The organism is Staphylococcus sp. GDX8P54P, from assembly GCF_017893165.1.
GTDB lineage: Bacteria > Bacillota > Bacilli > Staphylococcales > Staphylococcaceae > Staphylococcus > Staphylococcus borealis.
In genome coordinates this window covers 1-25,001 of sequence record NZ_JAESMM010000007.1, presented here as the reverse complement: position 1 = coordinate 25,001, position 25,001 = coordinate 1, and the positions used below count along the sequence as shown (strand labels likewise).

The 25,001-nt window shown below is 30.0% G+C and carries 26 protein-coding genes and 2 pseudogenes; 19 read left to right on the top strand and 9 right to left on the bottom strand.

The genetic code is table 11. The features are described 5' to 3' along the window. Nucleotides 1-72 precede the first annotated feature (72 nt). Entirely contained in the window at nt 73-1,314 is a 1,242-nt protein-coding gene (locus tag KA909_RS02765) for a quaternary amine ABC transporter ATP-binding protein (protein ID WP_210129944.1), read from the top strand. Then, complete coding sequence (locus tag KA909_RS02760) at nt 1,301-3,016, top strand: ABC transporter permease/substrate binding protein (protein WP_210129943.1); 1,716 nt, start codon at nt 1,301-1,303, stop codon at nt 3,014-3,016. Before KA909_RS02765 ends, KA909_RS02760 begins: the two co-directional genes overlap by 14 nt. A 329-nt stretch (nt 3,017-3,345) precedes the next feature. Here the strand turns inward: KA909_RS02760 and KA909_RS02755 are convergent. After that, nucleotides 3,346-3,720 (bottom strand): annotated as a pseudogene (locus KA909_RS02755) (GNAT family N-acetyltransferase); the annotation flags it as partial. A gap of 176 nt (nt 3,721-3,896) precedes the next feature. Between KA909_RS02755 and KA909_RS02750 the strand changes: the two are divergent. From KA909_RS02750 to KA909_RS02695, 12 genes are all read left to right on the top strand, one after another. Next, nucleotides 3,897-5,414 (top strand): hypothetical protein, encoded by a 1,518-nt coding sequence (locus KA909_RS02750; protein ID WP_210129942.1) that lies wholly within the window; start codon nt 3,897-3,899, stop codon nt 5,412-5,414. A gap of 192 nt (nt 5,415-5,606) precedes the next feature. Beyond that, a complete protein-coding gene (locus tag KA909_RS02745) occupies nt 5,607-6,743 on the top strand; it encodes a DNA polymerase (protein ID WP_193839796.1) in 1,137 nt (378 codons plus the stop codon). 5 nt (nt 6,744-6,748) lie between these two features. Beyond that, on the top strand, nt 6,749-7,219 hold the full coding sequence (locus KA909_RS02740; protein WP_031884136.1) for a hypothetical protein: 471 nt from the start codon (nt 6,749-6,751) through the stop codon (nt 7,217-7,219). Between the two features lies 1 nt (nt 7,220). Continuing rightward, nucleotides 7,221-8,849: a DNA primase family protein gene (locus tag KA909_RS02735; RefSeq protein WP_193839797.1), complete on the top strand. Its 1,629-nt coding sequence runs from the start codon at nt 7,221-7,223 to the stop codon at nt 8,847-8,849. Between the two features lie 173 nt (nt 8,850-9,022). After that, complete coding sequence (locus tag KA909_RS02730) at nt 9,023-10,414, top strand: recombinase family protein (protein WP_210129941.1); 1,392 nt, start codon at nt 9,023-9,025, stop codon at nt 10,412-10,414. Next, the gene (locus tag KA909_RS02725; protein ID WP_174841444.1) at nt 10,392-10,688 is read left to right on the top strand and encodes a hypothetical protein; all 297 of its coding nucleotides are present in this window, start codon (nt 10,392-10,394) and stop codon (nt 10,686-10,688) included. Before KA909_RS02730 ends, KA909_RS02725 begins: the two co-directional genes overlap by 23 nt. A gap of 38 nt (nt 10,689-10,726) precedes the next feature. Further along, complete coding sequence (locus KA909_RS02720; RefSeq protein WP_174841445.1) at nt 10,727-12,370, top strand: recombinase family protein; 1,644 nt, start codon at nt 10,727-10,729, stop codon at nt 12,368-12,370. A gap of 134 nt (nt 12,371-12,504) precedes the next feature. Further along, nucleotides 12,505-12,855 carry an SAUGI family uracil-DNA glycosylase inhibitor gene (locus KA909_RS02715; protein WP_174841446.1) on the top strand — a complete coding sequence of 117 codons (351 nt, stop codon included), beginning with the start codon at nt 12,505-12,507 and terminating at the stop codon, nt 12,853-12,855. Nucleotides 12,856-12,941: 86 nt separating this feature from the next. After that, on the top strand, nt 12,942-13,253 hold the full coding sequence (locus KA909_RS02710; RefSeq protein WP_031884143.1) for a DUF960 family protein: 312 nt from the start codon (nt 12,942-12,944) through the stop codon (nt 13,251-13,253). 15 nt (nt 13,254-13,268) lie between these two features. After that, entirely contained in the window at nt 13,269-13,772 is a 504-nt protein-coding gene (locus KA909_RS02705; RefSeq protein WP_031884144.1) for a DUF1643 domain-containing protein, read from the top strand. Between the two features lie 13 nt (nt 13,773-13,785). Beyond that, the gene (locus tag KA909_RS02700; RefSeq protein ID WP_031884145.1) at nt 13,786-14,007 is read left to right on the top strand and encodes a hypothetical protein; all 222 of its coding nucleotides are present in this window, start codon (nt 13,786-13,788) and stop codon (nt 14,005-14,007) included. Between the two features lie 220 nt (nt 14,008-14,227). Then, nucleotides 14,228-14,899, top strand: a complete 672-nt coding sequence (locus KA909_RS02695; protein ID WP_228480700.1) for a DUF6994 family protein — start codon at nt 14,228-14,230, stop codon at nt 14,897-14,899. Nucleotides 14,900-15,028: 129 nt separating this feature from the next. Here the strand turns inward: KA909_RS02695 and KA909_RS02690 are convergent. Beyond that, nucleotides 15,029-16,717: pseudogene (locus KA909_RS02690) on the bottom strand (IS1182 family transposase). 513 nt (nt 16,718-17,230) lie between these two features. On the opposite strand from KA909_RS02690, the gene KA909_RS02685 reads away from it, so the two are divergent. Next, complete coding sequence (locus tag KA909_RS02685) at nt 17,231-17,326, top strand: type I toxin-antitoxin system Fst family toxin (RefSeq protein WP_193839802.1); 96 nt, start codon at nt 17,231-17,233, stop codon at nt 17,324-17,326. A gap of 134 nt (nt 17,327-17,460) precedes the next feature. On the opposite strand, the gene KA909_RS02680 is transcribed toward KA909_RS02685, so the two are convergent. Together KA909_RS02680 and KA909_RS02675 are read right to left on the bottom strand one after the other, a co-directional pair. Further along, nucleotides 17,461-18,327, bottom strand: coding sequence for a DNA adenine methylase (locus tag KA909_RS02680; RefSeq protein WP_193839803.1), 867 nt, complete (start codon nt 18,325-18,327; stop codon nt 17,461-17,463). Nucleotides 18,328-18,342: 15 nt separating this feature from the next. Further along, on the bottom strand, nt 18,343-20,061 hold the full coding sequence (locus KA909_RS02675; protein WP_193839804.1) for an ATP-dependent nuclease: 1,719 nt from the start codon (nt 20,059-20,061) through the stop codon (nt 18,343-18,345). 290 nt (nt 20,062-20,351) lie between these two features. Here KA909_RS02675 and KA909_RS02670 point away from each other — a divergent pair, with 290 nt between their 5' ends. Then, nucleotides 20,352-20,489: a hypothetical protein gene (locus tag KA909_RS02670; protein WP_021459086.1), complete on the top strand. Its 138-nt coding sequence runs from the start codon at nt 20,352-20,354 to the stop codon at nt 20,487-20,489. A 73-nt stretch (nt 20,490-20,562) separates the two neighbouring features. Here KA909_RS02670 and KA909_RS02665 read toward each other — a convergent pair whose 3' ends face one another. From KA909_RS02665 to KA909_RS13450, 3 genes are read right to left on the bottom strand one after another with little or no spacing between them, the layout of a single operon-like run. Next, nucleotides 20,563-20,730 (bottom strand): hypothetical protein, encoded by a 168-nt coding sequence (locus KA909_RS02665; protein ID WP_162837505.1) that lies wholly within the window; start codon nt 20,728-20,730, stop codon nt 20,563-20,565. Between the two features lie 30 nt (nt 20,731-20,760). Next, nucleotides 20,761-21,192 carry an SHOCT domain-containing protein gene (locus KA909_RS13740; protein WP_228481696.1) on the bottom strand — a complete coding sequence of 144 codons (432 nt, stop codon included), beginning with the start codon at nt 21,190-21,192 and terminating at the stop codon, nt 20,761-20,763. Beyond that, nucleotides 21,125-21,325, bottom strand: coding sequence for a hypothetical protein (locus KA909_RS13450; protein WP_193839805.1), 201 nt, complete (start codon nt 21,323-21,325; stop codon nt 21,125-21,127). Before KA909_RS13450 ends, KA909_RS13740 begins: the two co-directional genes overlap by 68 nt. A 488-nt stretch (nt 21,326-21,813) precedes the next feature. Here KA909_RS13450 and KA909_RS02650 point away from each other — a divergent pair, with 488 nt between their 5' ends. From KA909_RS02650 to KA909_RS02640, 3 genes are all read left to right on the top strand, one after another. Further along, nucleotides 21,814-22,431 (top strand): CadD family cadmium resistance transporter, encoded by a 618-nt coding sequence (locus tag KA909_RS02650; protein WP_002454671.1) that lies wholly within the window; start codon nt 21,814-21,816, stop codon nt 22,429-22,431. Between the two features lie 18 nt (nt 22,432-22,449). Further along, a complete protein-coding gene (locus tag KA909_RS02645) occupies nt 22,450-22,797 on the top strand; it encodes an ArsR/SmtB family transcription factor (protein ID WP_193839806.1) in 348 nt (115 codons plus the stop codon). A gap of 169 nt (nt 22,798-22,966) precedes the next feature. Then, the gene (locus KA909_RS02640) at nt 22,967-23,068 is read left to right on the top strand and encodes a type I toxin-antitoxin system Fst family toxin (RefSeq protein WP_000228874.1); all 102 of its coding nucleotides are present in this window, start codon (nt 22,967-22,969) and stop codon (nt 23,066-23,068) included. Nucleotides 23,069-23,208: 140 nt separating this feature from the next. Here KA909_RS02640 and KA909_RS02635 read toward each other — a convergent pair whose 3' ends face one another. Together KA909_RS02635 and KA909_RS02630 are read right to left on the bottom strand one after the other, a co-directional pair. After that, nucleotides 23,209-24,417 carry an ApeA N-terminal domain 1-containing protein gene (locus KA909_RS02635; RefSeq protein WP_193839807.1) on the bottom strand — a complete coding sequence of 403 codons (1,209 nt, stop codon included), beginning with the start codon at nt 24,415-24,417 and terminating at the stop codon, nt 23,209-23,211. A gap of 206 nt (nt 24,418-24,623) precedes the next feature. Then, nucleotides 24,624-25,001: TniB family NTP-binding protein (locus tag KA909_RS02630; protein WP_481906435.1), on the bottom strand; the 378-nt coding region annotated here is incomplete at its 5' end.

Below are 25,001 nucleotides of genomic sequence, written 5' to 3'. Positions count from 1 at the left end.
TAAAGTTGCCTTTTTTATTTCCTATGATACAGTCAAATATGTACAAACAGTTTTTATAGGGAGTGTTTTAAGTTGAGCAAAGTTAAAGTACGAAACTTAACAAAAATTTTCGGAAGAAAACAAAAAGAAGCGTTAAAGTTAGTACAAGAAGGTAAATCTAAACAAGAAATCTTTGAAAAAACTGGGGCTACAGTTGGGGTTTATGACGTTAACTTTGACGTAAATGATGGCGAAATTTTTGTAATTATGGGTTTATCTGGTAGTGGTAAATCCACTTTAATTCGATTAATCAATCGATTAATTGAACCAACATCAGGAAGTATTTACATAGGTGAAGACGACATTTCCAATATGTCTAAAAAAGAGTTACGTGAAATTCGTCGTACAAAAATTAATATGGTGTTTCAAAACTTTGGTCTTTTTCCGAAAAGAACTGTATTAGAAAATACTGAATACGGTTTAGAAATTAGAGGGATTAAAAAAGCAGAAAGACAAAAAAGAGCTGAAAAAGCATTAGACGATACAGGGTTATTATCTTTTAAAGACCAATATCCAGATCAACTTTCAGGTGGTATGCAACAACGTGTTGGTTTGGCCCGTGCCTTAGCTAATGATTCTGACATTTTACTAATGGACGAAGCATTTTCAGCATTAGATCCATTGATTAGAAAAGATATGCAAAACGATTTACTAAACTTACAGGAACAAATGCAAAAAATCATAATCTTCATCACTCATGACTTAAATGAAGCATTACGTATTGGAGATCGTATTGCATTAATGAGAGATGGAAAAATTATGCAAATTGGTACCGGAGAAGAGATCTTAACCAATCCAGCAAATGCATTTGTTAGTGAATTTACCGAAGATGTGGACCGTTCTAAAATACTTACCGCAGAAAACATAATGGAGTCTCCATTAACTATAAATATTGAGACAGAAGGTCCAAATGTCGCTTTACAACGAATGCGTCAAGAAGAAGTAAGTATGTTATTAGCGATTGATAATAAACGTTTATTAAAAGGAAGTATTACAGCAGACAATGCTTTGAAGGCAAGAGAAGACGGTATTTCTTTAAAGCATATTTACCAAAATAATGTACAGACCATTAATAAAGACATGCTCGTGACAGATATTTTCAATATTATTTACGATTCTCCTACACCATTAGCAGTCACGGATGAAAATAATCGCTTAGTTGGTGTTGTGGTTCGTGGAAGTGTCATAGGTGCAATGACTACTAATAATAAAGATAGAGAAACGAATCATTCTCAAGAAAATTCAACTGAAGAGGAAGTGAATGAAAATGTTTAAACAATTACCTTTCTCTAATTGGATTGATACGATTGTTAATTGGTTAACTGAGCATCTATCTGGCATTTTCTCATTTTTACAAACAGCTGGAAATGCTGTGATGAATGTTACAACTAATATACTATTAGCCATTCCACCATTTGTTATGATATTACTTCTAGTTTTACTGGGATTTTTTGTTTTCAAACGTAAAATTGGTTTTCCAATATTTATTTTAATTGGCTTATTATTCATCTATAACCAAAATATGTGGGATGATTTAATGAGTACAATTACATTAGTTCTTATTTCAAGTCTTATTTCTATAATTATTGGTGTTCCATTGGGTATATTAATGTCTAAAAGCGATACCGTTGAAAAAATTGTTAAACCATTACTAGACTTGATGCAAACAATGCCAGGATTCGTGTATTTAATACCTGCAGTGGCATTCTTCGGTATAGGAATGGTACCTGGTGTATTCGCTTCAGTTATATTTGCATTACCTCCAACAGTGAGAATGACAAATTTAGGCATACGTTCAATCTCAAAAGAATTAGTAGAGACATCCGATTCATTTGGATCAACTTCTTGGCAAAGATTGTTCAAACTTGATTTACCTATGGCTAAAGAAAACATCTTTGCGGGTATCAATCAAACAATTATGTTAACGCTCTCTATGGTCGTTATCGCATCTATGATTGGAACGCCAGGTTTAGGTGAAGGCGTTTTAGCTGCTGTACAACGTTCAGAAGTAGGTAATGGCTTTGTATACGGTATAGGTATCGTCGTGTTAGCGATTATCGTTGATCGATTTACACAGGCTATGAACCACTCTCGTCAGGAAAAATTACCTAAAAAGACTAAGATATTACTTACTATAATCATATTACTCGTTGCAATATTAGGCACCATTCTAGGGCATATGTTTTCTGATGATAAAGAAGCCAATAAAGGTACTATCAAACTCGCATATGCACAACAAGATGACCAAATTGTTTCTACAAACGTTATTGCACAAGTATTAGAAGAACAAGGTTATAAAGTCGATACGACTTCCCTCGATATACCAGTTACATGGGAAGCTGTTTCTAAAGGTGAAGTTGATGCTATGACTGGTGCCTGGTTACCAATCACACATGGTGCTGAGTACAAGAAAGTTAAAAACGATATCGATAATTTAGGGCCACATATAGATAAAGAAGCAAAATTAGGTTTAGTCGTTCCTAAATATATGGACGTTAATTCCATTGAAGATTTAAATAACCAAGCCAATAAAAAAATAACTGGTATAGAACCTGGTGCAGAGATCGTAGACGCCACTAATGAAACATTAAAGGCTTACCCTAATTTAAAGGGTTGGGAACAAATTAATTCTTCTACAGGTGCAATGAATGCAGAATTAAAACGTGCAATTAAAAACAAAGACGATATTATTATTACAGGCTGGAATCCTTATTGGATCTTCCAACGCTATGACTTGAAATACCTAGATGATCCTAAAGGTTCTATGGGTAAAGCAGAAAGTATCAATACGATAGCTCGAAAAGGATTAAAAGAAGATGAACCAGAAGCATATAGAATCCTTGATAATTTTAAATGGTCTGTTAAGGATATGGAATCTATCATGTTAGAAATTGAAAATGGTAAAGATCCTGAAAAAGCTACTAAAGAGTGGATTGATAATAACAGAGACAAAGTTGATAAATGGACTGAAAAGTAAGAATGATTTAGACATTGTTTCAACAATATCGTTCATATGTTGTGATTTATCATCTGTGGAAATAAGTATTGAAGTATGCATTGGTAGCATATGTGACATCATGTTATAAATTTCATACATAAGGCACCTCGTTAATTGAGTTTAGTGATATGTACTAAATGATACGGGAGTGCCTTATTTGTTATTTTAATAGAAAGATACATACAGTGAGATGCTTGAGGAACCAGTATGCTAAATGAAATTAAGTAAGCAGTTGTAGTAATCAAAAGACAACTTTGACGTTTTTCTCTAGGCATCAAGCCCTCACATTTTCTTTTATAATTGAAAAATTATAATTCAAAAGTCTGTCTTAACTTTTCATACTCTTCTCTCAACAAACTATACACATAACTATCCGAGAACTCGCCACGTAAACGTTCGTTACTTCTCAACACACCCTCTTGCGTAAAGCCAAGTCGTTCAGGTATGGCCTTACTTTTCGGATTTCGTGTCGACATTTGAATTTCTACGCGGTTAATATCAAACGTTTCGTACACGTAGCGAATCAACGCCTTTGTGCATGTCGTCATAATTCCCTTTTTTTGAAAATGCTCAGCCAAATAATAACCGATAGACGTACGTTTGTTAACAAGGTCTAAATAATGCAAGCCGATGACACCTACAAGTTCATCGTCATACCATATGCCACAATGAAATCCATCTCCTCATCACTGCGGTTTTTAAATGACACTCTTCGGTTTAGACTCGTTACATTTGAACTGTCATATTCAATAATGATAGGTTATCCATTTTAGATTATAAGTTTGGTACATTTAATTTTAAGTTATAATTAAATGTATCAAACTTATAATCAACTCGACGAGGAGTATATAATACAATAATGGAATTAATTTATAATAGTACCTTAAAATTTTACGACATTATATTTAAAAATATTAATGATACTTTTGAATTCTTAAATGATAACAGCAAAATAGAAGTTATATCTGATTCAAAATTGGAGTATCCTTATTTTAAAGTAAAAAATAATCGAATAGCCTTCAAAGATAATTTGTCAGAACTGTTAGAATATTTGGACCCTGAAGAAGCTTCCTCTATTGTACTCAACAGAATTTTAGATAGCTTAGAACTGATATTAGGTTCCAAACTAGACTTACCAAATTTTAATGAACAATTTAAAGAATTTAAGAGAAGTTTGAATCGCACAGTGTTTTATGGCAGGAATTTAAACCCTTTCCTTCTAAACAATCTATATGAAGAAAATTTAGTAAGTTTACAAAATAAACAATATAAAAATATGAAAACATACATCACTTTTAGTCGTAACTCATCTATTAACTTTCGATTCAAAGATTTTAGTGATGAGTTCAATCAAGTTGACCCACAGGTTAATCTTTTTCATATTATAAAGAATGTGCTTAACCATTCGTTAGAAAAACAGTATAGCAATGAATTTAAACCATCAAATCTTGAAGTTTCACAAAAGTTACAACGTTTACTAACTCCTCATACCAATTGGATATACAATTCAAAAAATGCAATTAAAAAGTTAGATTTAACATTTACTAGAAAAGATATTATTAATACATTAGAATCTACTACCTCATTAAAATTTAAGGAGGATGCAGAAAAAAGTAAATTTTTCGACAGGTTTTCTAAGATAATTCCTAAAGGCGAATACACTTTTAAAGATTTATTGATAATTACAACTATTACATTTTTCAGAGAAAAATATAGGTTAAATAACTCTAATAATGCTTCATTTTCCAACAGTTATTTTGCAACTCTTTATACGTCATCTTTTGTAAATAAAAAAACAAATGAAATTTTAAAAAGTTATAAATCTGCTAGCACTTTCGATACTAATAGTTCATTAAAATCAGAATTTAATGAATCAATTTTTCAATTCCAGAAAGACATCATTGATTATCTACATAACAAATTGGAAATTTCAAAAGACAATAAAACTTATTACAATTATCAAAAAAACATAAAGCAATATCTAGAGCCTCATATAACATACTTAATTTATGAAATATTTTACTTAAATTCTTTACCTTATTATGAATTCTTAATAATTACGTTGAGAGATTATGAATTCTTAATAATTACGTTGAGAGATTATGAAAATTTCATATCTAATAATCTTTATATATTGAATCAAAATAATCCTACTAAACTTTTGATATTAGCCAATAAGCTGCAGACAATTTTTACTGATTGGAGTAAAAGCTTAGATAAAGCAGATAGTAATGCTTTTAATACCAATGGAATTACTTCACCTAATAACTTAATGTCTTTAAATCTCACCCTAAATAATGAGACATCATATTCTTTCCTAAAAGTTTTAAGACTCTTAGAAAAAAATAATTTCAGAAAAGATTTTTATAATAAATAAGACCATGAAGCTCTTCATAACAAAGTTCACTGTGTCTAGACCTTTAACTATTACCAAAAGTTAAAGGTCTAATTTTTTTATTTTAATTGCTATATTCTATGAATAGTTAATTAGTAAACAATCACTAATTAACTCAGTCTACTTTTAGTAGATAAGCTTGTACATTGAAAACTAAATATTGGAGGAGGCAAAATGAATTTAAATTTGTCGAAACTATTTTTACTACCGAGCAATATATCTCCAAATGTAATTGAAAGTAATTTGGACAACCTGATAAATACTTCTTCAGTATTTAATAATTTGTATTTATTAGAAGAAAAGATATCACCCATTATTAGTTTTATCGAAAATAAGGGGGTGTTTATAAGTTCTAGTTGGATGGAAAGTGAAATAAGTCGTCTAAACAACTTATTTGATACTTCACACGAATTAAATTCACTAATTACTTTCTTAAATTCGAAAAAAAGAAAAGGTAACAGTATTGTTGATAAAGAATTATCCCATATTAAAAAATGGATAATTCCTCTTGAAATGACTTCAAATAAATCAGCTTCTATCTTCAAAATTCAAGGTGAATGGAACCTTTATTCTTCATATAGTGGGCGTATGACTGCTAAGAAGATGCCATTAACTTCTATACCTAAGTCTATGCGAAAGCATGCTATAGCAAGTAGTTCACACAAAGAGTTGTGGTCAATAGACCTAAACCAAGCTGAATTACGATTTTTAGCATATTATGCTAACGATCAGTTTTTACTAAATCATTTTAGTACTGATCAGGACATGTACAGCTATATTGGTAGCTTGATTACTCCCTACAATCGTAATGCACAATCTGAACGATTGCGTAATATATGTAAAACCTTCTTCCTTGCTTGGCTTTATGGAGCAAGTACTAACACATTGATGAAAAAGTTAAGGAAGAACGGTTTTGATATTACTTCAGTTAATGTAAACCACATATTACAACAATTAGAGCGTACAATACCACAAGCAGTTCATTATTTAGACTTATGCTCAAGTCAAAATGAAGTGCAAACCTTCTTTGGAAGAGTTATGCCACTTGTCAAAATGAAAGAGAGCGTTAAGCGTAACTTCGCACTTCAATCATCAGTCGCGACCGCGATTAAGTTACTCATGTTGGAAGCATACAAACTTGATTTAGATATCGTTCATGTCATTCATGATGAGCTGTGGATTGAAGTCAAACCAAGTTATTCAAATTGGCAAGAATTATTGCAACAAAATTTCGAAAAAACAATCAATAGTTATCATAATGGGTTCCCATTGAATAATATTTTAAAATTTAATCAATTAAAAGGAGAATAGTAACTATGGTTAAACACAGTGTAAATTATTTAACAGATGAAGTAATGCAAGGTATGGTCTCAATAACAATTAATAATGCAATAGATGATAAAATCCCTACATCCAATGGAGAAGCAGATGTTATTAAGCTAGATGTAACTATAAAAGATAGTAATCATAATTCTAAAAATTTACTTTCCCATCTTATCTTTGTTGACACAAATACAAACTCAATATACGGGCAATTTGTTAAGTCAGTAGCTAATGCTCTAAGAAAAACTGACTTTGACTCTATTGATTTAAAGAATTTAAATGGCACAGCAAATTACTATATTAATAATAAAGGCTATCCTGTCCTAACCAATTGGAAATTCATCATACCGCTTAATCAAAGCGAGCAGATGATTCAAGAGTATATTAATAGTCAACAAACTACCTCTAGTCAACCTCAAGTGGATTCTTTTGATCCATGGGCTGATGCAGAGGAGGATGATTAACTTGATTAACGTAAAGTCAACTGAAAATTTAAACATTGTTAATCCATTTATCAAGCAACAACCAGATAAAACCACCTTAATTAACAAATTGGAAGACGCTACTACTGCGTCTTCTCCTATTTATCATTTATCAGACCTTAATGGTCAAGATCGGGAATGGATATTGCGCCATACCTTAAATAAGCCATTTTACATGTATCATGCAAACCAATGCATCGATGTACCATCAATTCCGAAAAAGGAATTATCACAAAAAAGCTGTAATTTTAATCAAAATATTCGAAATGTATTAAAAGAGTTTCTGTCTTACGAAACGCAAAAGGGAGAAACATTTATAAAAAAAGGAAGAACGGCAAAATTCATCGATGCTTGTTTTAACATTGCTAGTACTTCCGATGACCCAAATAAAGTGAAGATTTACAATTATGAAAAAGGCGTGTGGGAAAACACTGATCTTCCCTTGCAAAGGTTTATCTATGAACTTTGTTACACGTTAGAGACAAGTTGGTCGAAAAATCTTGAAACTGCTTTATTAGACCAAATTAAGCGACGTATTAAGGTCTATGATCCTAGAGATTTCAATCAGAGAGCACTTACTTTAGAAAATGGTGCTTTTAATTATAATACATTACAAATAGAGCCTACATCGCCCTTACACCTTTCAACCATTAAATCACATGTAGAATATAATCCAGACGCTAAAGCCCCAGTATTTCAACAGTCTTTGCGTGAGTGGTTTGATGATAACGATGATATTGCATTTGTCCAAGAGTGGTTTGGCTATGTACTCTCCAAAGAGTTTAAAGCTAATGTTTTCTTGTTAGTATATAGCCAGGGAGGAGAAGGTAAATCGACATTATTTGGTTTATTAGAACATATTGTTGGTATACCTAACACGACTGCCATTTCATTGAGCAACTTCAATCAAAGTTTTGGACTTGAGCCTTTATTACACAAAAAACTTAATTTAGCTACTGAATCATCAAACACTGAATTTAGTACAGATAAACTCAAAGCTATTACAGCTGGTGAAAAAATAACGGTTAATCGCAAAGGACTTAAAGAAATCGAAACTGTAATCTCTGCTAAAATGATATTCCTATTAAATGACTTACCAGTACTTAAAGATAAAAGCAATGGACTCCAACGTAGACTTCTAATCTTACCCATGACTAAACCGATACCTCTAAGTTCGCAAAATAAAAATTTACCTCAGCAGCTTGAAAAAGAGTTATCAGGTATATTGAATTGGGCTTTAGACGGGTTACGTCGCTTAGATCAAAACGATTATCAATTTACAACTTCTAAAAGTATGAATGTAATTAAGCAAAAATATTTTAATGAAATTTCACCTATGATGGACTTCATAAGAAATTGCTTAGACATTAATTCTAATAATAGTAATATATTGGGCAACGAATTGATAGCCACTTTCAAATCGTGGTCAGAGATGCATAACTATAATGTAACTCATTTATTATCACCTATTGCATTCTGGCGTGAATTTAGTGTTGAAATGCAAAAACTAGGTATTAATTATACTAAAACTAAATCTTCTGGTAAAACAGTCGTTAAAGGTATTAAGTTCAAAAGTGACAGTAGTGATGATAGTGACGTTAAAAATAACTAACTAAGAAAGGTGATAAAAGTGGAAGAACTTATAAATATGTTAGCGGATATTATAATTGAATATCTCGACGAACAGTCTGAATAAAATTGTCGCTCTAACTCTCTTAGAAGGAGTTAGAGCTCATTAAATGTAAATTTAAATGTATATTATCATATTGGAAAGGAGGCCCTACAATGGATAAAATTATTGGTTATGCACGTCAATCCATAGATAAAAAGAAGATAGAAAATTCTGTTAAATCTCAAATAAAAGCAATCCAAGCCTATACAAATAAACATCATCTTCAAGATGTTACATTTCTAAGCGATGTAAAAAGTGGTCGTACTACTACACGTGATGGCTATCAGTCTATGTTAGATATGATACGAAACAATGAATGCCAACATATTATTGTTTTTCGTATCAATCGTTTGAATCGAAATTACCATGATTTTTTAGAATTCCAGGAATTATGTGAAACGCACCAAATTTTAATTACCTCGTTATGTGATGGTCAGTTTGATTTATCTGATAAAACTCAAGCTTTCAAGATAAGGTTTTTAGCAATTCTTGGTGAAACAGAAAGTAAAATTATCTCAGAAAACGTCAATTCAGCTAATGCACTGAAAGCTAAGAATCATCAATTATTAGGTACAAACGCGCCATTTGGTTATATATATAAGAATAAATCCTTCGATATCGATCCAACTAAGGTTGCAACAATTAAATTTGTTTTTAACTCATATATTCAACAAGGTTGGGGCTATAAAAAAATATCCCAAGCACTTAATAATCACATTGAATTATTTAATAGAACACCTAAACAGGTTAAGCGTATTCTTACTAATGCAAAGTATGCTGGTCTAATACGCAATCAATTTGGTGAATATAAAGGAAACTTTAAACCTATTATCGATGAGACAATATTTCATCAAGCTGAAACGATACGCGTTTCTAAACAAACACTAAAACATCAACACCCTATGGTTTTACTTCGTAAGAAAATCAAATGTATTTGTGGTACGACAATGACACCCATACGTATGAAGAGAAAGCATATGACGTATCCTATTACGTATTACATTTGTCCTCTGAATGAAAATGTAGGTTATAAAAAGTGTGATATGGGATATCTTGTAGCCTCCGAGATAGATCAACAAACGATTGACATTATTGAAGATAATATTCTAACTAAGCCTACACTACAATGTTTAGAATCTATGGTTCAAAAGAGATTGGCTACTAAAATTCATCGAAGTAAGCCTAATTTTAGTAAAGCTACCCTTATTGAAGAATTGTCTAAAAAACAAATCAGCATTGAGGACTATAAAATGAAAATCAACGAGTTGGAAATCTGGCAATATAAAATGAACTACTATCAACAATCTAATTCTGATATAAACGTTCACAAAATCACAAAAAATATTTTAAATAATTATACACTGTATCTTGACCAACTAACTGAAATGATTACTCGAGTAACCGTAGATCAAGATAAAAATATCACAGGTGTCTTTCTAAAAGACTACCCAATTAACCTATTAAAAGAAAAGGATGATATAAATGTTGTATCAAAAACCAAGTGAAGTACTTATTTTAGCTCATGAAAATGAAATAGATGAAAGACAACTAATGCCTGACGATAATATCGATATGTTAAAAGAAGAGTGTCAAAATTTAAATATTAAAGTTACTAAAGCTTACACTACTGTAGATCACTTAATTAACGACATAAAATATGGAATCGTTACTAATATACCCATCATAGTGTGGGGTCACATTTCAGATTATCCAAGTTTAGAACAATCACAACTGAATTATTACTCACATATTGATACGCTTCCCACTTTCAAAGTTTGATAAATAGTTAAAATATTAATAAATAAGGGTTTGATAAAATGAACACAGTCACAAATAAAATTAGAGTAGCCGCTTATGCTAGAGTAAGTTCTTTGAAACAGGTTGATAATTATTCTATTGCCGCTCAACTTGCTGAAGTAGAAAAGTATTGTACATTACATGATTATGAAATGACATCTCCTTATATAGATAACGGGATAAGTGGTGCCGAAATGAATAACCGACCCGCTTTACAACAAATGCTTAAAGATTTAAAAATGAATAAGTTTGATAAAATAGTCGTGTGGAAACTTTCTCGTCTCGGTCGAAGTATGAAGGACATACTTCAAATTGTTGAAGAATGTGAAAAAAACAATGTATCTTTTTATTCAGTAAGTGAACACCTTGGTATAGACAGTGATATGCATAAATTAATGCTGAATATCATGGGGTCTCTTGGTGAATACGAGCGTGCTATATTAAAAGATAATATTCGTCTCGCTTCTTCTAATAAGGCTAACGAAGGAAAATCCGTTGGTGGCCAAACACCTTATGGCTATGATCGTATTGATGGTAACTTAATTATTAATCAACATGAAAGTAGGATTGTAAAAGAGATATATCAAATGTATAGTCAGGGCATGAATTACACTGCAATTGCTAAAACATTAAATGACAAACATGAAGTCACAAAATTAGGTAAGCCACATTCCAAAGATTCTATATCTTATATTCTTAAAAATAAAGTATATCGTGGCTTAGTTGTTTATAATCAATATGTTGACTGGAAGAAAAAAGGTCGTAAAGGATATAATGATAAACCTATTATTACTGAAGGCAAGCATGAAGCCATTGTGTCTCAAGAACTATGGAATAAAGTTCAAGCGCAACATAAAGCAAGAAAATGTTATAAACGTGGTAATAACAAAACAGACAACCTTCTTACTGGTTTGTTAAAATGTAAAAGTTGTAATGCGAACTACGTCATTTCAAATACTGTAAATACGCTTAAGGATGGGAGTAAACGCCGTTTTCGTTACTATATCTGCCGAACACGTAAACAAAAAGGCTCTGATTGTAAAGAAGCTCCAAATATTCGTGCTGATTTCATAGAAGACTATGTATTTCAAAATATTAAGAATTTGATTCGTAAACCTGATTTAATTCAAAAAGTGGTCAATGCTGTTAACTCAAAAAGAACACCAGATACTACCCAAATTAAACATGAAATTGCTAATAAACAATTCCAAATAGAAGAGTTGCGATCTAAATACGATAACTTAATTGAAGCTACTGAACAAGATAGCAGCATTATCGAATCAATTCAGCCAGCGTTACTTAAATATACTCAACAAATACGCGAATTAGAAAACAGTATTACACACCTAGAACGTAAACAACTAGTGGAACATCCAAAAATAGATACAAATACAGTGATTGATATTTTTGCTGTTTTATTTAAAAATCTAGAAAGCACAAATAAAACTTCTTTAAAAAATATTTATCACTTAGTCATCGATCATATCTATGTTGAAGCAGATAAAGGTAATAAAAAGCAGTTTTACATTACTTTTAAATTCAACAAAGATATCGTAGCAACCTTATTAAATAATATTAATCCAGACGAACAATTACTCAATTGTTCGTCTTCTTTTTTATCTCAAATATATTCTGAAACATTCTTCCTCGAATTTAGTCTATAAACCATTTTTTTCTATATCACTATCGTCACTTCTGTCACTATTTCTAACGTAACAAGTCACCCTTCAAATATATATTATCTCAATGATGTAGCTCATCAACTACATCACATTATAAATATCTTGGAGGTTATATGATGAAAACAATGACTCAGGAACTCAAACAATATATGACTCACTTATTTCGATTATCTAATAAAGAGGAATGGGAATGTGAAACACTAGATGAAGCAGCAGAAAATATACTTCCTGCTCGTTTCGTTGATAATTCTCCCCTTGCGCATCTTACACTTGAAACTTATACCTACTATAATAATGAGCTACACGAATTAAGTATCTATCCATTTCTGATGTATGCAAACAACCAACTCATCAGTATTGGTTATTTAGATCATTTTGATATGGATTTTCTGTACCTCACTGATACTAAAAACACACTTATCGATGAACGTCATTTACTAAAACAAGGAGGTAATTGTCATGAATAATTGGATCAAAGTGGCACAAATATCTGTTACGATTATTAGCCAAGCGATTATCATCATGAAAGAAATTCAGAATGAGGTAAAATAATATGAAAATCAATCGATATATTACAAGAGGCATTAGCGAACAACTTTCTCTAGACCTTCAAATATTACTTTGGAATATGGTAAAAGAAAGAGAGAATCAACCTCAGACAGACTACTTACACATTTTTAGATTGCAAGAAGATAATAATATGCTCTCAGTCACACATGAACAAGAACAACCCGCCTACAAATTGGAATATCACTATACAAACTATGTAAAAAATCAAAATGCATTACCTAAGAAAGTCTACGTCATTCGTGAAGATGATATAGACGCTTTTTATTATGTGATGCTTTTGCCAGAAGAATACTAAAAAGGAGAGACGAGTATGAACGCAATTACAAGTATTATAGAAACTAAAGCTATCTTCAGTGACGATGAAAAACATCGTTATTTACTTAAAAAAACATGGGATAGAAAATTGCCAACTTGTACAGTGATAACGATGTATCCTCATTTAGATGGAATATTATCTCTTGACTTAACAACTGTACTAATTCTAAATCAATTATCATCTGAAAACGATTATGGTTCAGTTTATCTTGTTAATTTATTTTCGAACATTAAAACACCTGAAAATCTTAAGCATATAAAAGAACCCTATGATAAGCATACAGATATTCATATTATGAAAGCAGTATCTGAAAGTGAAAAAATTATCCTAGCTTATGGTGCTTATGCTAAACGTCCTGGTGTCGAAAAACGTGTTGAACAAGTGATGGAAATGTTAAAACCTCATAAAAAGAAAGTAAAAAAGCTCATTAATCCAATAACGAATGAAATCATGCACCCACTCAACCCTAAAGCGAGACAAAAATGGACATTGAAATAAGGGAGGATTATCTATGAACCGTGAAACTAAACAATCAGATTGGCGAACAGTTGCTAGTTGTTTAGCATCACATAATTACACTTCAATTGTAAAAGGATTAGTGCATCATTTCACAGCTATCGAAGATGAAGAAATTCTTAATAAGATTTATAACGATTTTATGAATGATGACTCTATAACAACGGTACTTAACAATGATTTTCAAGATATTATTAATCACTATTTAACAAAATGAAATGTACATTAAAATCAAAGCATCCTTCACTTTTGTGGTGAGGGATGCTCTTATCTTTATTTTTTTGATTAATATTTGACTTAGGAAATATTACTTTTAAATTTAAAAATATTGTACAATTAAATTATTAGTTTTCACATGAAGAAATATGTAGTAAATTCACTATTAACTAGTATTATATTATCAAGCAATTGTACTATTAAAAGGTAGAGATCGATTAATGAAACAATATGTGTATCAAAATAATATTAATTTAATAAATTTGTTATACGAGAGCGATTTTTGGAAAATAATAAAAGAAGACGCAGAATATTATCGTAAAAATAATAAATTAAAGAGAGATAATTCTTTCCGTAAACTTAAATCTCTAATTGAATCTATATATGTAGATCCTGATGGCTTTGATAAAGCTCTTGCAGCTGAAATGCAAGATTTCTATAACGAAATGCAAGAATCACAATACATCAAAGAGTCTTATTATCTTAGTATTAATCATCAAAAATGTAGCCTAGATGCTCTTATCGGATGGAAACCACTTTTCCAATATAGAAAAGGTGATAAAAAATGGTTAGATGACTTAGAACTTATTAGAGGAAACAAAATGGGCCATTTAGCTTTTCCTGTACAAAAAAACTCTCTTAATCAACTAAGAGGAATTTTATTAAAAGATAGAATCGATTATACTCTATTTGATATTAAACTATTTTATGAAAATACAGCTCATTTAAAACTACAGAAAGCTTATGACCAAGAACCAACACGAAATTGGCTAATGTCATTTGGCACTTTTTATCAATTTATAGAGCGTATGCAATTGAATTACTTCGTCTATAAAGATCCCACCACCTTAAAATATGGTGTTATTGACTTATCATTGCCATATAATATATGATAAGTCACATTGCTTAAAAGAAATTCCAAAAAAAATTGAGCTTGAAGATGCTTATATTACGAATATACTTAATTATATAAAAAAATATGGCAAAGAATTATCTACTACTGTTGACTTGATGAATGATTATTATGTATAAAATAAAAAGAGCAGAGTCCGGGACATAAAGTTTCTGGATAAGTGAAAAAAGACAATTTCTATTGAAATAATATAGAAATTGTCTTTTTTATAATTTTTTTGATTATTTTCAGCTCGTTGAGCTGTTACTTTTCTTATATTAAGTGTCATTAGCACAAATCCTAGTTCTCTTTTGTCTTTATTTATCCCTCGAACGGACATTCGAGTGAAACCCAAAATAGCCTTCATAAATCCAAAAACAGGCTCCACATCAATTTTTCTTTGACTGTAGATGGTTTTTATTTTTGGTTCTGAAAGCTTTTTATTAATTTAGGCTTTAAAATATTCCCAATTATAATTTTTCATTATTTTTTTATTCGTTTTTGAATTGTATTTCATGCATTGGTGTTTTAGAGGACATTCTGAACAATCATCACATTCATATAATTTGAAGTCTCTCTTAAATCCATATTTATCATGGCGATAGGCATATCTTTTAAAACCCAATCGCTTATCGTTTGGACAAATATATTCATCGTTAATTTCGTCATAATCCCAATTTTGAGTGTTAAAGATGTCGCTTTTATATTTTTTAGTTTTATCTTTTATAAACATATCGTAGGTTATAAGTGGTATTCGATTAAAATCATCTATAGTTGCTATATAATTGGGTTCGCTACCATAACCTACATCAGCTACAATATATTCAGGTAAATGACCGTAGGTCTCTTGAATTGAATTAAAAAATGGTATCATCGTTCTTGTATCAGTCGGATTTTGATACACATTATAAGATAAAACAATTTGAGAATTTGTCGCTATTTGTAAATAGTACCCTAGCTTGAGTTGTCCATTTTTTATATGATTTTCTTTCATTCTCATAAATGTGGCATCATGGTCTGTTTTAGAATAATTATTTCTATCCTTTAAAATAGATTTTTGGACGTCGTATCTATGTTTTCGCTCAGAGTACTCATTAATTTTCTTTTTGTATTGTTTAATTTTAGTTCTTTTGAGCCGTATTTGTTTTCTTGTTTTAGTACATTTTTCATTATCGATATGTTGATTTAAATCTTCGATGTCTTTATCCAAATGACTACCAATCAAATCTATTTCTTCCTTTGTTAAGTCATTATCGTGATCTTTTTTAATCTCAGGTATGATTTTATTTTTTACCCATTCATGATAGAGTGCTTTAGAATCTTTATTCATCTTTGTCTCATGGTTTTGAATACTCTTTTTCCATACAAATGTATATCGATTGGCATTCGCCTCAACTTTCGTACCATCAATAAAAATGGCCTGATCATCTATAAGATGTTGTTTCAAACACTGACTATGAAATTGAATAAATAATGATTCTAATAAAGCATCTACGTTTGGATTGACTCTAAATCGATTAATCGTTTTATAAGAAGGCTTTTGATTTTGTGATAGCCACATCATCCGAATGCTATCATTAAGTCATTTTTCTATCTTACGTCCTGAAAACACAGATTGTGTGTAGGCATATAGAATGACTTTTAACATCATTTTTGGATGGTATGAGGTTGCACCACGATGATGTCTGAATTCATCGAATTCAGTTTTAGGAATGGTTTCTACAATATCATTGGCATGTCGTGAAATATCATTTGTGGGGATAAGAACTGAAGTTTCCAATGGTAGAGTAAGTTGAGTCATGTTATAATCTTTATACATAGGGCGCCTCGTTAATTTAGTTTAGTGACATTTATTAAATTATACGAAAGTGCCTTATTTTTTTAAAGTATTTCAATGTAAAATTACATATAAATACAAAGTATTTTGGCGAGACTCTTGAGGGAACAGAACAAGCTGAAGACTACAGGCTGAAGCTGTCCCCTAAGAAAGCGAGCCAATAATACGTAGTATCGTAAATAAAGAAGCCAGTAAATGAATTTATAATAAACTCATTTACTGGCTATTTTGTTAGGAATTATGTCCCAGCCTCTGCTCATTAATAAAAGTGCTAGTCTTATATTTTTAACTTATTGGATATTTTAAAATTATATCTTTATATAGAATAATTTAGATTCACCACATCAATCGTGGAAGCAAAAGTTTGATAGGGTAAATTAACTTACTTAATTCAACTTATCGGAAGTAGATATGCTTGTATATTCACAGTGGTTTAATAATAGAGTCGCCTATCTCTCAGGCGTCAAATTTAGACGCTGAGAAGGGGTGTTATTCATGCTAGAAATTCTTATTCACATCACGACCACAGTCATCAGTGGTTGTATTGTTACGTTATTTACGCATTGGCTACGTAATCGCAACGATAAATAGGCGACTATAGCCACACTTAAAAAATCCCCTCACTACGGCAATAGTGAGGGGATTAGCGTATTCACGCTAGAATTCTTGTTAATCATATTATAACACTGGTTAGTAGAGAAAGGCAAAGTTATATAATAGCCCTCTCATAAATTATTTAACGGTATGTTTAAATATTTCGATATATTTCCTTTTTTTAAGTTAGGTGAATAAAACATATACTCTAATCCTTTAGTTGGTGTTGATATAGAGTAATTAATATAATAAAATTGGAAATCCAAATGACTGTACATATCATAAATTTCATGACAATTATCATACGTTAATATCCAACATTTATCTTTCATAAACCTATCTATAGTTTTTGAAAGGCTTTTATGATTTTGGTATCTATAAAAGTTTGTATATAATTCGGGGCCTTTTTTATAATATGGCGGGTCAAAAAATGTAAAACTATTTTTAGTTTTTGTAATAGAATTTTTTATAAAAATTTCTGCATCTAAATTGTAAATTTTTATTTTATTTTTAAATTTAGAAATTCTTCTTATTTTATTACATATATCTTCTTTATTAAACCTGCAATCTAGTTTATATTTTCCATTCTGTTTTTTTCCACCTATTACACCCGCTTTCAATATACCTGATCGATTTGTTCTATTTAGAAATAGTGTAGCAAAACCCAACTTTAATAAGTCCACTATTTTTTCTTTTTGAGAATAGACATTTTTTTGCTTATTCCATTCCTCTATAGTTATATTTGTATTTTTAATTAATTTTATTAACTCATCTGTATGATTTAAAATAGAGTACCAAACCGCATAAATGGCTTTATCATAATCATTCAGCATAATTTTATCTATATCTCCATTTAAAAGTAATGCTATTGCCACTCCAGCACCACCGGCATAAGGTTCTATATAAGTTCTACAATTATTAATATATATAAGTTCTTTTATATAATAGTAAGTTTTACTTTTGCCACCAGGGTATCTTAAAGGTGTATGATTCTTCAAAAGATCTATATCTCCTTAATAATTAGATTTTATACTATTTGAAATGCTTGTAACGATTTCATTTTTTTTATTAAAGAATTCTATTAACTCATTATTATTTATTTTATAATAATTAGCTAGTGCTTGTGTTTTTGTTATAAAGTCTTTCATTATTTTTGTTATATTAGCATTTTTTATCTCTTCATTAGAGGTAGTGTCATTTATTTTTATTTTTGAAAGAATTTTTGATTGAACTCTACTTTTAGTGTAATATCTTGTTTCTGGTATATTTAAAATATCTGTCCAAAAAGAATCAAATTTTGAATCATGAAAAAGCTCTGAAATAATAAAATACATATACGATTCAGGAGCTAAAAAAGTAGGTAAAAACATTAAGTGATTATTATTGGTTTTTTTTGTATTTAATCCTTCTATTTTATGTTTATGATTTATATAGTCATTAAGTAAATATTTTTTATTTGTTCTAGCATCTCCATCAAGTATAATACCTACTTTGTAGAAATGATTGTCATGTTTTGGCAAATTAATTAAATGATCTGCTCCCAAATGAACTGGTATTATATTATAATTTTCTTGACTAGTTTTATCAGGAAATAAGCATTTATAAGCTCGTATTAATTCTTTGAAAAGAAACTCTGTGTATTCATCTTCACAATAGAATTTTACATCAGGTTGGTATACAAGTTCTTTGTCAAATAGGTCTGCTTTTAATTCTTTATAAGAATCTATATTTACTATTCTAGGTTCTATAGGGTCTATTAAGTAGATTAAGTTATAATCTTCAGGATTGGTTTTTTTTAAATTAATTATCTGTTTAAGTATTGTAAGAGAATGGGTTGTTAAAAATATTTGTAAATCTAACTCTCCACTTAAAGTATTTAACAAAGAAAAGAGACGTTTTTGTGCACTTGGATGTAATGAAGCATCTATTTCATCAATACAAAGAATTCCTCCTGAGTAATGCTCATTCTCTTTCATTTTAATATTGTAAAAGTCAACAAGTGCATTTATTATACTTCTAAGATTATCTTGACCGACTGACTGAGTCGATTCTGTAGTATTTTCAGGTGAAACGTATATTCCATCACTTTCTATTTTTTCTTTATTTAAAATTGTGGCTTTTGTCTTATTAGAAGAGATGGATTCAGGTAAAACCCAGTTATACCACTCTATAAATTTATTTACAGAGTGATTCTGGAAAAGTTTGTTTTTATGAGTAATATTTTTACTAGATAGGTTTGTCTCACCAACAGGATATAATCTTGATAAACTTAAGAAAATAGTTGGTATTGGAATTCTACCAGAAGGACCAATAGAATATTTTTCTTTGGTATTTTTACTCACATCTTTAATGGTTAAGTCGCTACTATAATAGTTTGTTGCTCGAGGTATTATTCTAATACCACGATCACTTTTAGAATCGTTTTTATACCCGTGTCTTTTTTGAATAAAATCTTCATCTTGGCTATCAGTTACAATTTTTATATAAGTTTTATAATCATTATAATTTTCATCTTTAGGAATAGTAAAATATTCATAAAACTCTGGTTGAAAGTTACCACTTCCAATTCTTTGCTTACTTTTTCCGAATGTTGTAGCTATTAATGACATAAGATTCGATTTACCTACTCCATTTTGTCCAGAAAAAACATTAATTTTTTTCGATAAAGAAATGCTTTCATTTTTTAATTTTCTAAACTGTTCAATATTTAAAGTATCTGCAAAGTACCTCATGTTATCTTCTCCTAGTATTATTTTTAACAATTATAACAAACAAATTGATACTAAATATAAGTCTTATAATAAAAATTTTTTGTCTATTTTAACTACGCCCTAATCAAACAAAATAAGTCATTGAAATTATTGTGGTTAGTACTTTACTTGTTATATGAGAATAAGTTTATCTAATAAATAAGAAGATAGTAGGCTGTTGAAATGATACAAAGCTCCTTTTTTAGTAATAAGAAGTTTATCCCAATGTAGTACATTGATTTTACCCTTATTACTACATGGGACGTTCTGAAATGAACATGCCCGAAATGAATATGGAGCAAATGCAGCAGATGCAACAAATGATGATGGAACATATGGAAACAACAAAACAAATTAAACAAAAACTAGGCTACTTATCCCCTGTAAAATACAGAGAATTAGCAGCCTAGAACATAGTGTTTTTATTAAGTTCCCATTTTAAGGGTTCAGTGCCTTGTAGTTATTGTGTTTTTATATACTTTACTACTTATTTTCTTTGTTATCATCAAAGGACTGCATGAAGTTCGTGCATGCATTTATCATATTATCCATTCTCTGGTCATAATCAGAACCTTGGGTAAAACCAGTTTGTCCAATGACGATTAAACCAGCTAGTACAAACGACAGCACTAAAGGTAACTTCTTTTTCATCGCTTATTTCCCCTTTCATTCAAAGTATCCCTAATCTTTTTTTAACACTTTCTTTAATTTTTCATATTCATCTTCATTAATTTCCCCTTTGGCCAGCCTTTCCTTTAAAATTTGTAAAGAATCATCTGATCTTACACCTTTTGGTTTTTCTGAAGCTTTTGCAATTAATATATATACACCATAAAATAACAAGCCAAGAATGATAATCCAAAAAATCATGCCAATGAACCCCATTCCGCCCATCATATTTCCTATACCCATACAATTTGTCAGTCCTTTCCTTCTTTCTTGTTTTACAATTATACCATATGAGGTATTAGTATCCCAAAAAAGTGTTTTTAATATTAGTAGCAGAAGGCAATTCATTGTACCGCAAAATGGCCCGATTATTGAACTATTTTTTAATAAAATAATTCCTACGTTCCCAATTCCAGAAAGCAATAATACTAAAAGCTTCCTCATCTGCTTTTTCCTCATCATCTGTCATATAATCTGTATCTTTTATTGGATATTTTGCCGTTTCATCAACGGGAGATTGAATATCTGACCTATGCTTATTTTTTGGTTTCACAATTTTTGAGCGTAATATTTTCATGGGAACGCTCCAAATCAATATCTTTATTTGGCTCATATTTGCGTTTTAAGAGCTTATGTATGTTTTTAGGTTAAAAACTATATGATTTATACCTAATTCTTTAAAATACCCCCTTAAAATTCAAAATAAGAACATTTGAATTTAAACAAACCTCCTGCCATCTCAGCAAGGGGCACTTGAAAACCGTTTGGAAATCATCAAGGGACGGGTAGTATTTTTTGAAAAAGCCACTCAAAAAATCTCCACTCAAGGCACGCATAAAATATCAGCGAATATACCAAAGGAGTGAACATATTGATTCCATATTATCTTTGGTTTAAAGAAAACATTTAAAATTCATGATTATATGCCAACCATTCGACTATTTTTTGAGTTTGTTAAAAGTTCCGAGGCTCAACGTCAATAAAGCAATTGGAATAAAGCACCTATGATTATTAAAAAAAATAAGTTATAATATATTCAAAAATATTTTTGAATGAGGTGTAATTATGATTCAGACTATTGTAACTGCTGCTATTCTTTATATTGTGACAGCATTAGACTTATTAGTGATTTTATTAATGTTCTTTGCTAGAGCAAAGACTAGGAAAGAATATCGCGATATTTATATTGGTCAATATGTAGGATCTGTGACATTGATTGTCATAAGTTTATTCTTTGCCTTTGTCTTAAATTATGTTCCTGAAAAATGGATATTAGGATTATTAGGGTTAATACCGATTTATTTAGGAATTAAAGTGGCTATTTATGGTGATAGTGACGGAGAAGAGAGAGCTAAAAAAGAATTGAATGAAAAAGGATTGTCTAAACTAGTTGGTACGATTGCAATTATTACGATAGCAAGTTGTGGCGCTGATAATATTGGTGTATTTGTTCCCTATTTTGTGACATTAAGTGTTACTAATTTATTAATTACTTTGTTTGTCTTTTTAATTTTAATTTTCGTCTTGGTATTTACTGCACAAAAATTAGCTAATATTCCAGGAGTTGGAGAAATTGTTGAGAAATTTGGTCGTTGGATTATGGCTGTTATTTATATAGCTTTAGGTTTATTTATCATTATAGAAAATGACACTATTCAAACAATTTTAGGATTTATATTTTAATTTAGGGTGTGATTTTATATGAGCTATAAAAATGCTTGTGATGTGATCTGTGTACATGAGGATAAAGTTAACAATGCCTTAAGTTTTTTAGAAGATGATAAATCTAAGAAATTACTTAACATTTTAGAAAAGATTTGTGATGAGAAGAAATTGAAAATTATATTATCTTTGATTAAAGAAGATGAGTTGTGTGTTTGTGATATTTCTTTGATATTGAAAATGAGTGTTGCTTCAACTTCACATCATTTAAGACTTTTATATAAAAATGATGTGCTTGATTTTTATAAAAAGGGAAAGATGGCATATTATTTTATTAAAGACGATGAAATAAGAGAGTTTTTCTCTAAAAGTCAGGAGGGTTTTTGAAACGAGTGAAACGAGTTTCTTCTTGTCTTGATACTATAAAATAAGCAAAGATATAACATAAAATGACTTATCGGAAGTTATATGTAACTCATCTAGTACAGATGATATAATATACAGGTCGCCTATCTCTCAGGCGTCAATTTAGACGCAGAGAGGAGGTGCATATCAGATGGTCGAAGCTCTTGTTCACATCACGACCACAGTCATCAGTGGTTGTATTGTTGCGTTATTTACGCATTGGCTACGTACACGTAACAATAAGAAAAAATAGGCGATATTAGCCAACACCTAAAAACCCCCTCACTACTCGCAATAGTGAGGGGGTTGGTGCATATAATGCACGAAGCTCTTGTTATCTAAATTATAACACTGGTTAGTAGAGGAATGCAAAAATAGTTTATTGATTACTAACTAGTGAGTGATCTTTAATAAAGATACTATTTCACTAGAGGGAATGCCTATCTTAAACATTATAAAAGATTTATGAAGTTGAAGAACAAAATTGGAGATATTAAATATATTATCTTTTTGATATGTAGGTTTTTCTGATGGTGGAAAATAATGAGAATAATAATGTCTATAATCCTTCAAATAATCATGTAACTTTTCGTCATAATTAACAATGCTTTTTAAATAATTTTGTAACTCGTTATCTAATGAGTGAAATAAATCTTTATATCTATCTATTAAAATGATTTGCTGATTTGATACGAGCCTTCTATGCAAACCTTCATTTATTTTTAATAAGTCAACTAGATAATGTTCAATAAATTTTGGCGTATACATTAACTTAATATAATTTGAAAATATATCTTGAAACGAATCATGATTATTATAAAAAAAAGAATAAATATTTGATAAATATTTATTAAGGAAATCTTTTGTAACGTACGTAATTTTTGTTTTATGGTGCTCCTTAAAATTGAATGGTAAATCTACAAAAACCCTAAAAGCTTCTTTTTTAGAATACAATATGATACTTTCAATTTTATGTTTTTCATTAGTTATAAAGCTAAAAATGTAAGCAATATTAAGGGCATCTGAAATACATTTATCACTAGTTAAATTGTTTTTATACTCAAGTTTTAGTGAATTCTCATATTGAAAGGTGATTTCGTTAAATCTAGTTCTTTTACGATTTATTTTACAAGCTGAAGAAAGACGAACTTCATTCAATGAAATTATTTCTTTCTTTAGATTAGCTTTATCGATAGAAATAGTATGTTCATTATTTGTTTGATCCCTTTTAATATCAAATGGTATGTGATTTATATTTTCTTTTAGATCACTAAATTTAACACTTATGCTATCAAAAGTTTTAGGAATCTCTGTATGAGAAATAGATACCCAAATTTGAGTGAATAAATACTCATATTCGTTACTTCCTGGAAAATTTATAGTATGCCTCGATAAAATACCGTTTCTAAGATACAATGTTTCTCCTTTTGCAGTAATAAATTGGCATTGGTTTATTCTTTCTTCATAATCCATATCAGTATTAAATAATAATTGATAATTACTACCATCACTTTTTAAAATTCCAGCTTCCTTAAAATCAGATATAATTAATGTTCCAGATATTTCAAAAGTATCAGTATTACTAATTTTTTTTAATTTCATTAATAAACTCCTTGCTTACCAATATAAAATAGTATTTATATTATATCATTTAATTTCAGAGTGTATGTGCTTTTAGAGTACACCCTAATCATACAGATATAGTTATTGAATTTACAGCAACTGTTACTTTACTTGATATATGAGAATGATTTTACCTAGTAAATGAGAAAAGCAATGTCCTATATTAAAGTACATTGCTTTTTCTATTATCGAATACCTATAACTAAACTATCTCTAGCTGTTTCTACAACTTCTGTACTTATTTTATCTAAACCATTTATATCCATAATTCTGTCTATCTGCGCAAATAAACGATGAATCAGCCTAAAATTCCCTTTTGTGATTTTAATAATCGTCGTTATTGCTTCATAATCAGTAAAGTCTTCGAGTTTTAAATCAAATCCTAAATCTTGCCACTTATATTCTAATATATGATGCGTCTCATCTTTACTTAGATTATCAAATTCATGCGCAAAACCTATGCGCGAATATAGTTGAGGATAACGAGATAGTTTTTTCTCTATGCCCGGCATACCAATAAATATCATTGCTAAATTATGTTCATCATAAATAGCTCTTAATTG

What these genes read in the sequence shown, in the direction of transcription:
- KA909_RS02640 (WP_000228874.1), top strand. Translation starts at nt 22,967, where the DNA reads ATGGTCGAAGCTCTTGTTCACATCACGACCACAGTCATCAGTGGTTGT.
- KA909_RS02675 (WP_193839804.1), bottom strand. Translation starts at nt 20,061, where the DNA reads ATGAGGTACTTTGCAGATACTTTAAATATTGAACAGTTTAGAAAATTA.
- KA909_RS02740 (WP_031884136.1), top strand. Translation starts at nt 6,749, where the DNA reads ATGGTTAAACACAGTGTAAATTATTTAACAGATGAAGTAATGCAAGGT.
- KA909_RS02745 (WP_193839796.1), top strand. Translation starts at nt 5,607, where the DNA reads ATGAATTTAAATTTGTCGAAACTATTTTTACTACCGAGCAATATATCT.
- KA909_RS02720 (WP_174841445.1), top strand. Translation starts at nt 10,727, where the DNA reads ATGAACACAGTCACAAATAAAATTAGAGTAGCCGCTTATGCTAGAGTA.
- KA909_RS02715 (WP_174841446.1), top strand. Translation starts at nt 12,505, where the DNA reads ATGAAAACAATGACTCAGGAACTCAAACAATATATGACTCACTTATTT.
- KA909_RS02665 (WP_162837505.1), bottom strand. Translation starts at nt 20,730, where the DNA reads ATGAAAAAGAAGTTACCTTTAGTGCTGTCGTTTGTACTAGCTGGTTTA.
- KA909_RS02635 (WP_193839807.1), bottom strand. Translation starts at nt 24,417, where the DNA reads ATGAAATTAAAAAAAATTAGTAATACTGATACTTTTGAAATATCTGGA.
- KA909_RS13740 (WP_228481696.1), bottom strand. Translation starts at nt 21,192, where the DNA reads ATGAGGAAGCTTTTAGTATTATTGCTTTCTGGAATTGGGAACGTAGGA.
- KA909_RS02750 (WP_210129942.1), top strand. Translation starts at nt 3,897, where the DNA reads ATGGAATTAATTTATAATAGTACCTTAAAATTTTACGACATTATATTT.
- KA909_RS02650 (WP_002454671.1), top strand. Translation starts at nt 21,814, where the DNA reads ATGATTCAGACTATTGTAACTGCTGCTATTCTTTATATTGTGACAGCA.
- KA909_RS02695 (WP_228480700.1), top strand. Translation starts at nt 14,228, where the DNA reads ATGAAACAATATGTGTATCAAAATAATATTAATTTAATAAATTTGTTA.
- KA909_RS02760 (WP_210129943.1), top strand. Translation starts at nt 1,301, where the DNA reads ATGAAAATGTTTAAACAATTACCTTTCTCTAATTGGATTGATACGATT.
- KA909_RS02700 (WP_031884145.1), top strand. Translation starts at nt 13,786, where the DNA reads ATGAACCGTGAAACTAAACAATCAGATTGGCGAACAGTTGCTAGTTGT.
- KA909_RS02705 (WP_031884144.1), top strand. Translation starts at nt 13,269, where the DNA reads ATGAACGCAATTACAAGTATTATAGAAACTAAAGCTATCTTCAGTGAC.
- KA909_RS02670 (WP_021459086.1), top strand. Translation starts at nt 20,352, where the DNA reads ATGAACATGCCCGAAATGAATATGGAGCAAATGCAGCAGATGCAACAA.
- KA909_RS02685 (WP_193839802.1), top strand. Translation starts at nt 17,231, where the DNA reads ATGCTAGAAATTCTTATTCACATCACGACCACAGTCATCAGTGGTTGT.
- KA909_RS02730 (WP_210129941.1), top strand. Translation starts at nt 9,023, where the DNA reads ATGGATAAAATTATTGGTTATGCACGTCAATCCATAGATAAAAAGAAG.
- KA909_RS13450 (WP_193839805.1), bottom strand. Translation starts at nt 21,325, where the DNA reads ATGAAAATATTACGCTCAAAAATTGTGAAACCAAAAAATAAGCATAGG.
- KA909_RS02725 (WP_174841444.1), top strand. Translation starts at nt 10,392, where the DNA reads ATGTTGTATCAAAAACCAAGTGAAGTACTTATTTTAGCTCATGAAAAT.
- KA909_RS02710 (WP_031884143.1), top strand. Translation starts at nt 12,942, where the DNA reads ATGAAAATCAATCGATATATTACAAGAGGCATTAGCGAACAACTTTCT.
- KA909_RS02645 (WP_193839806.1), top strand. Translation starts at nt 22,450, where the DNA reads ATGAGCTATAAAAATGCTTGTGATGTGATCTGTGTACATGAGGATAAA.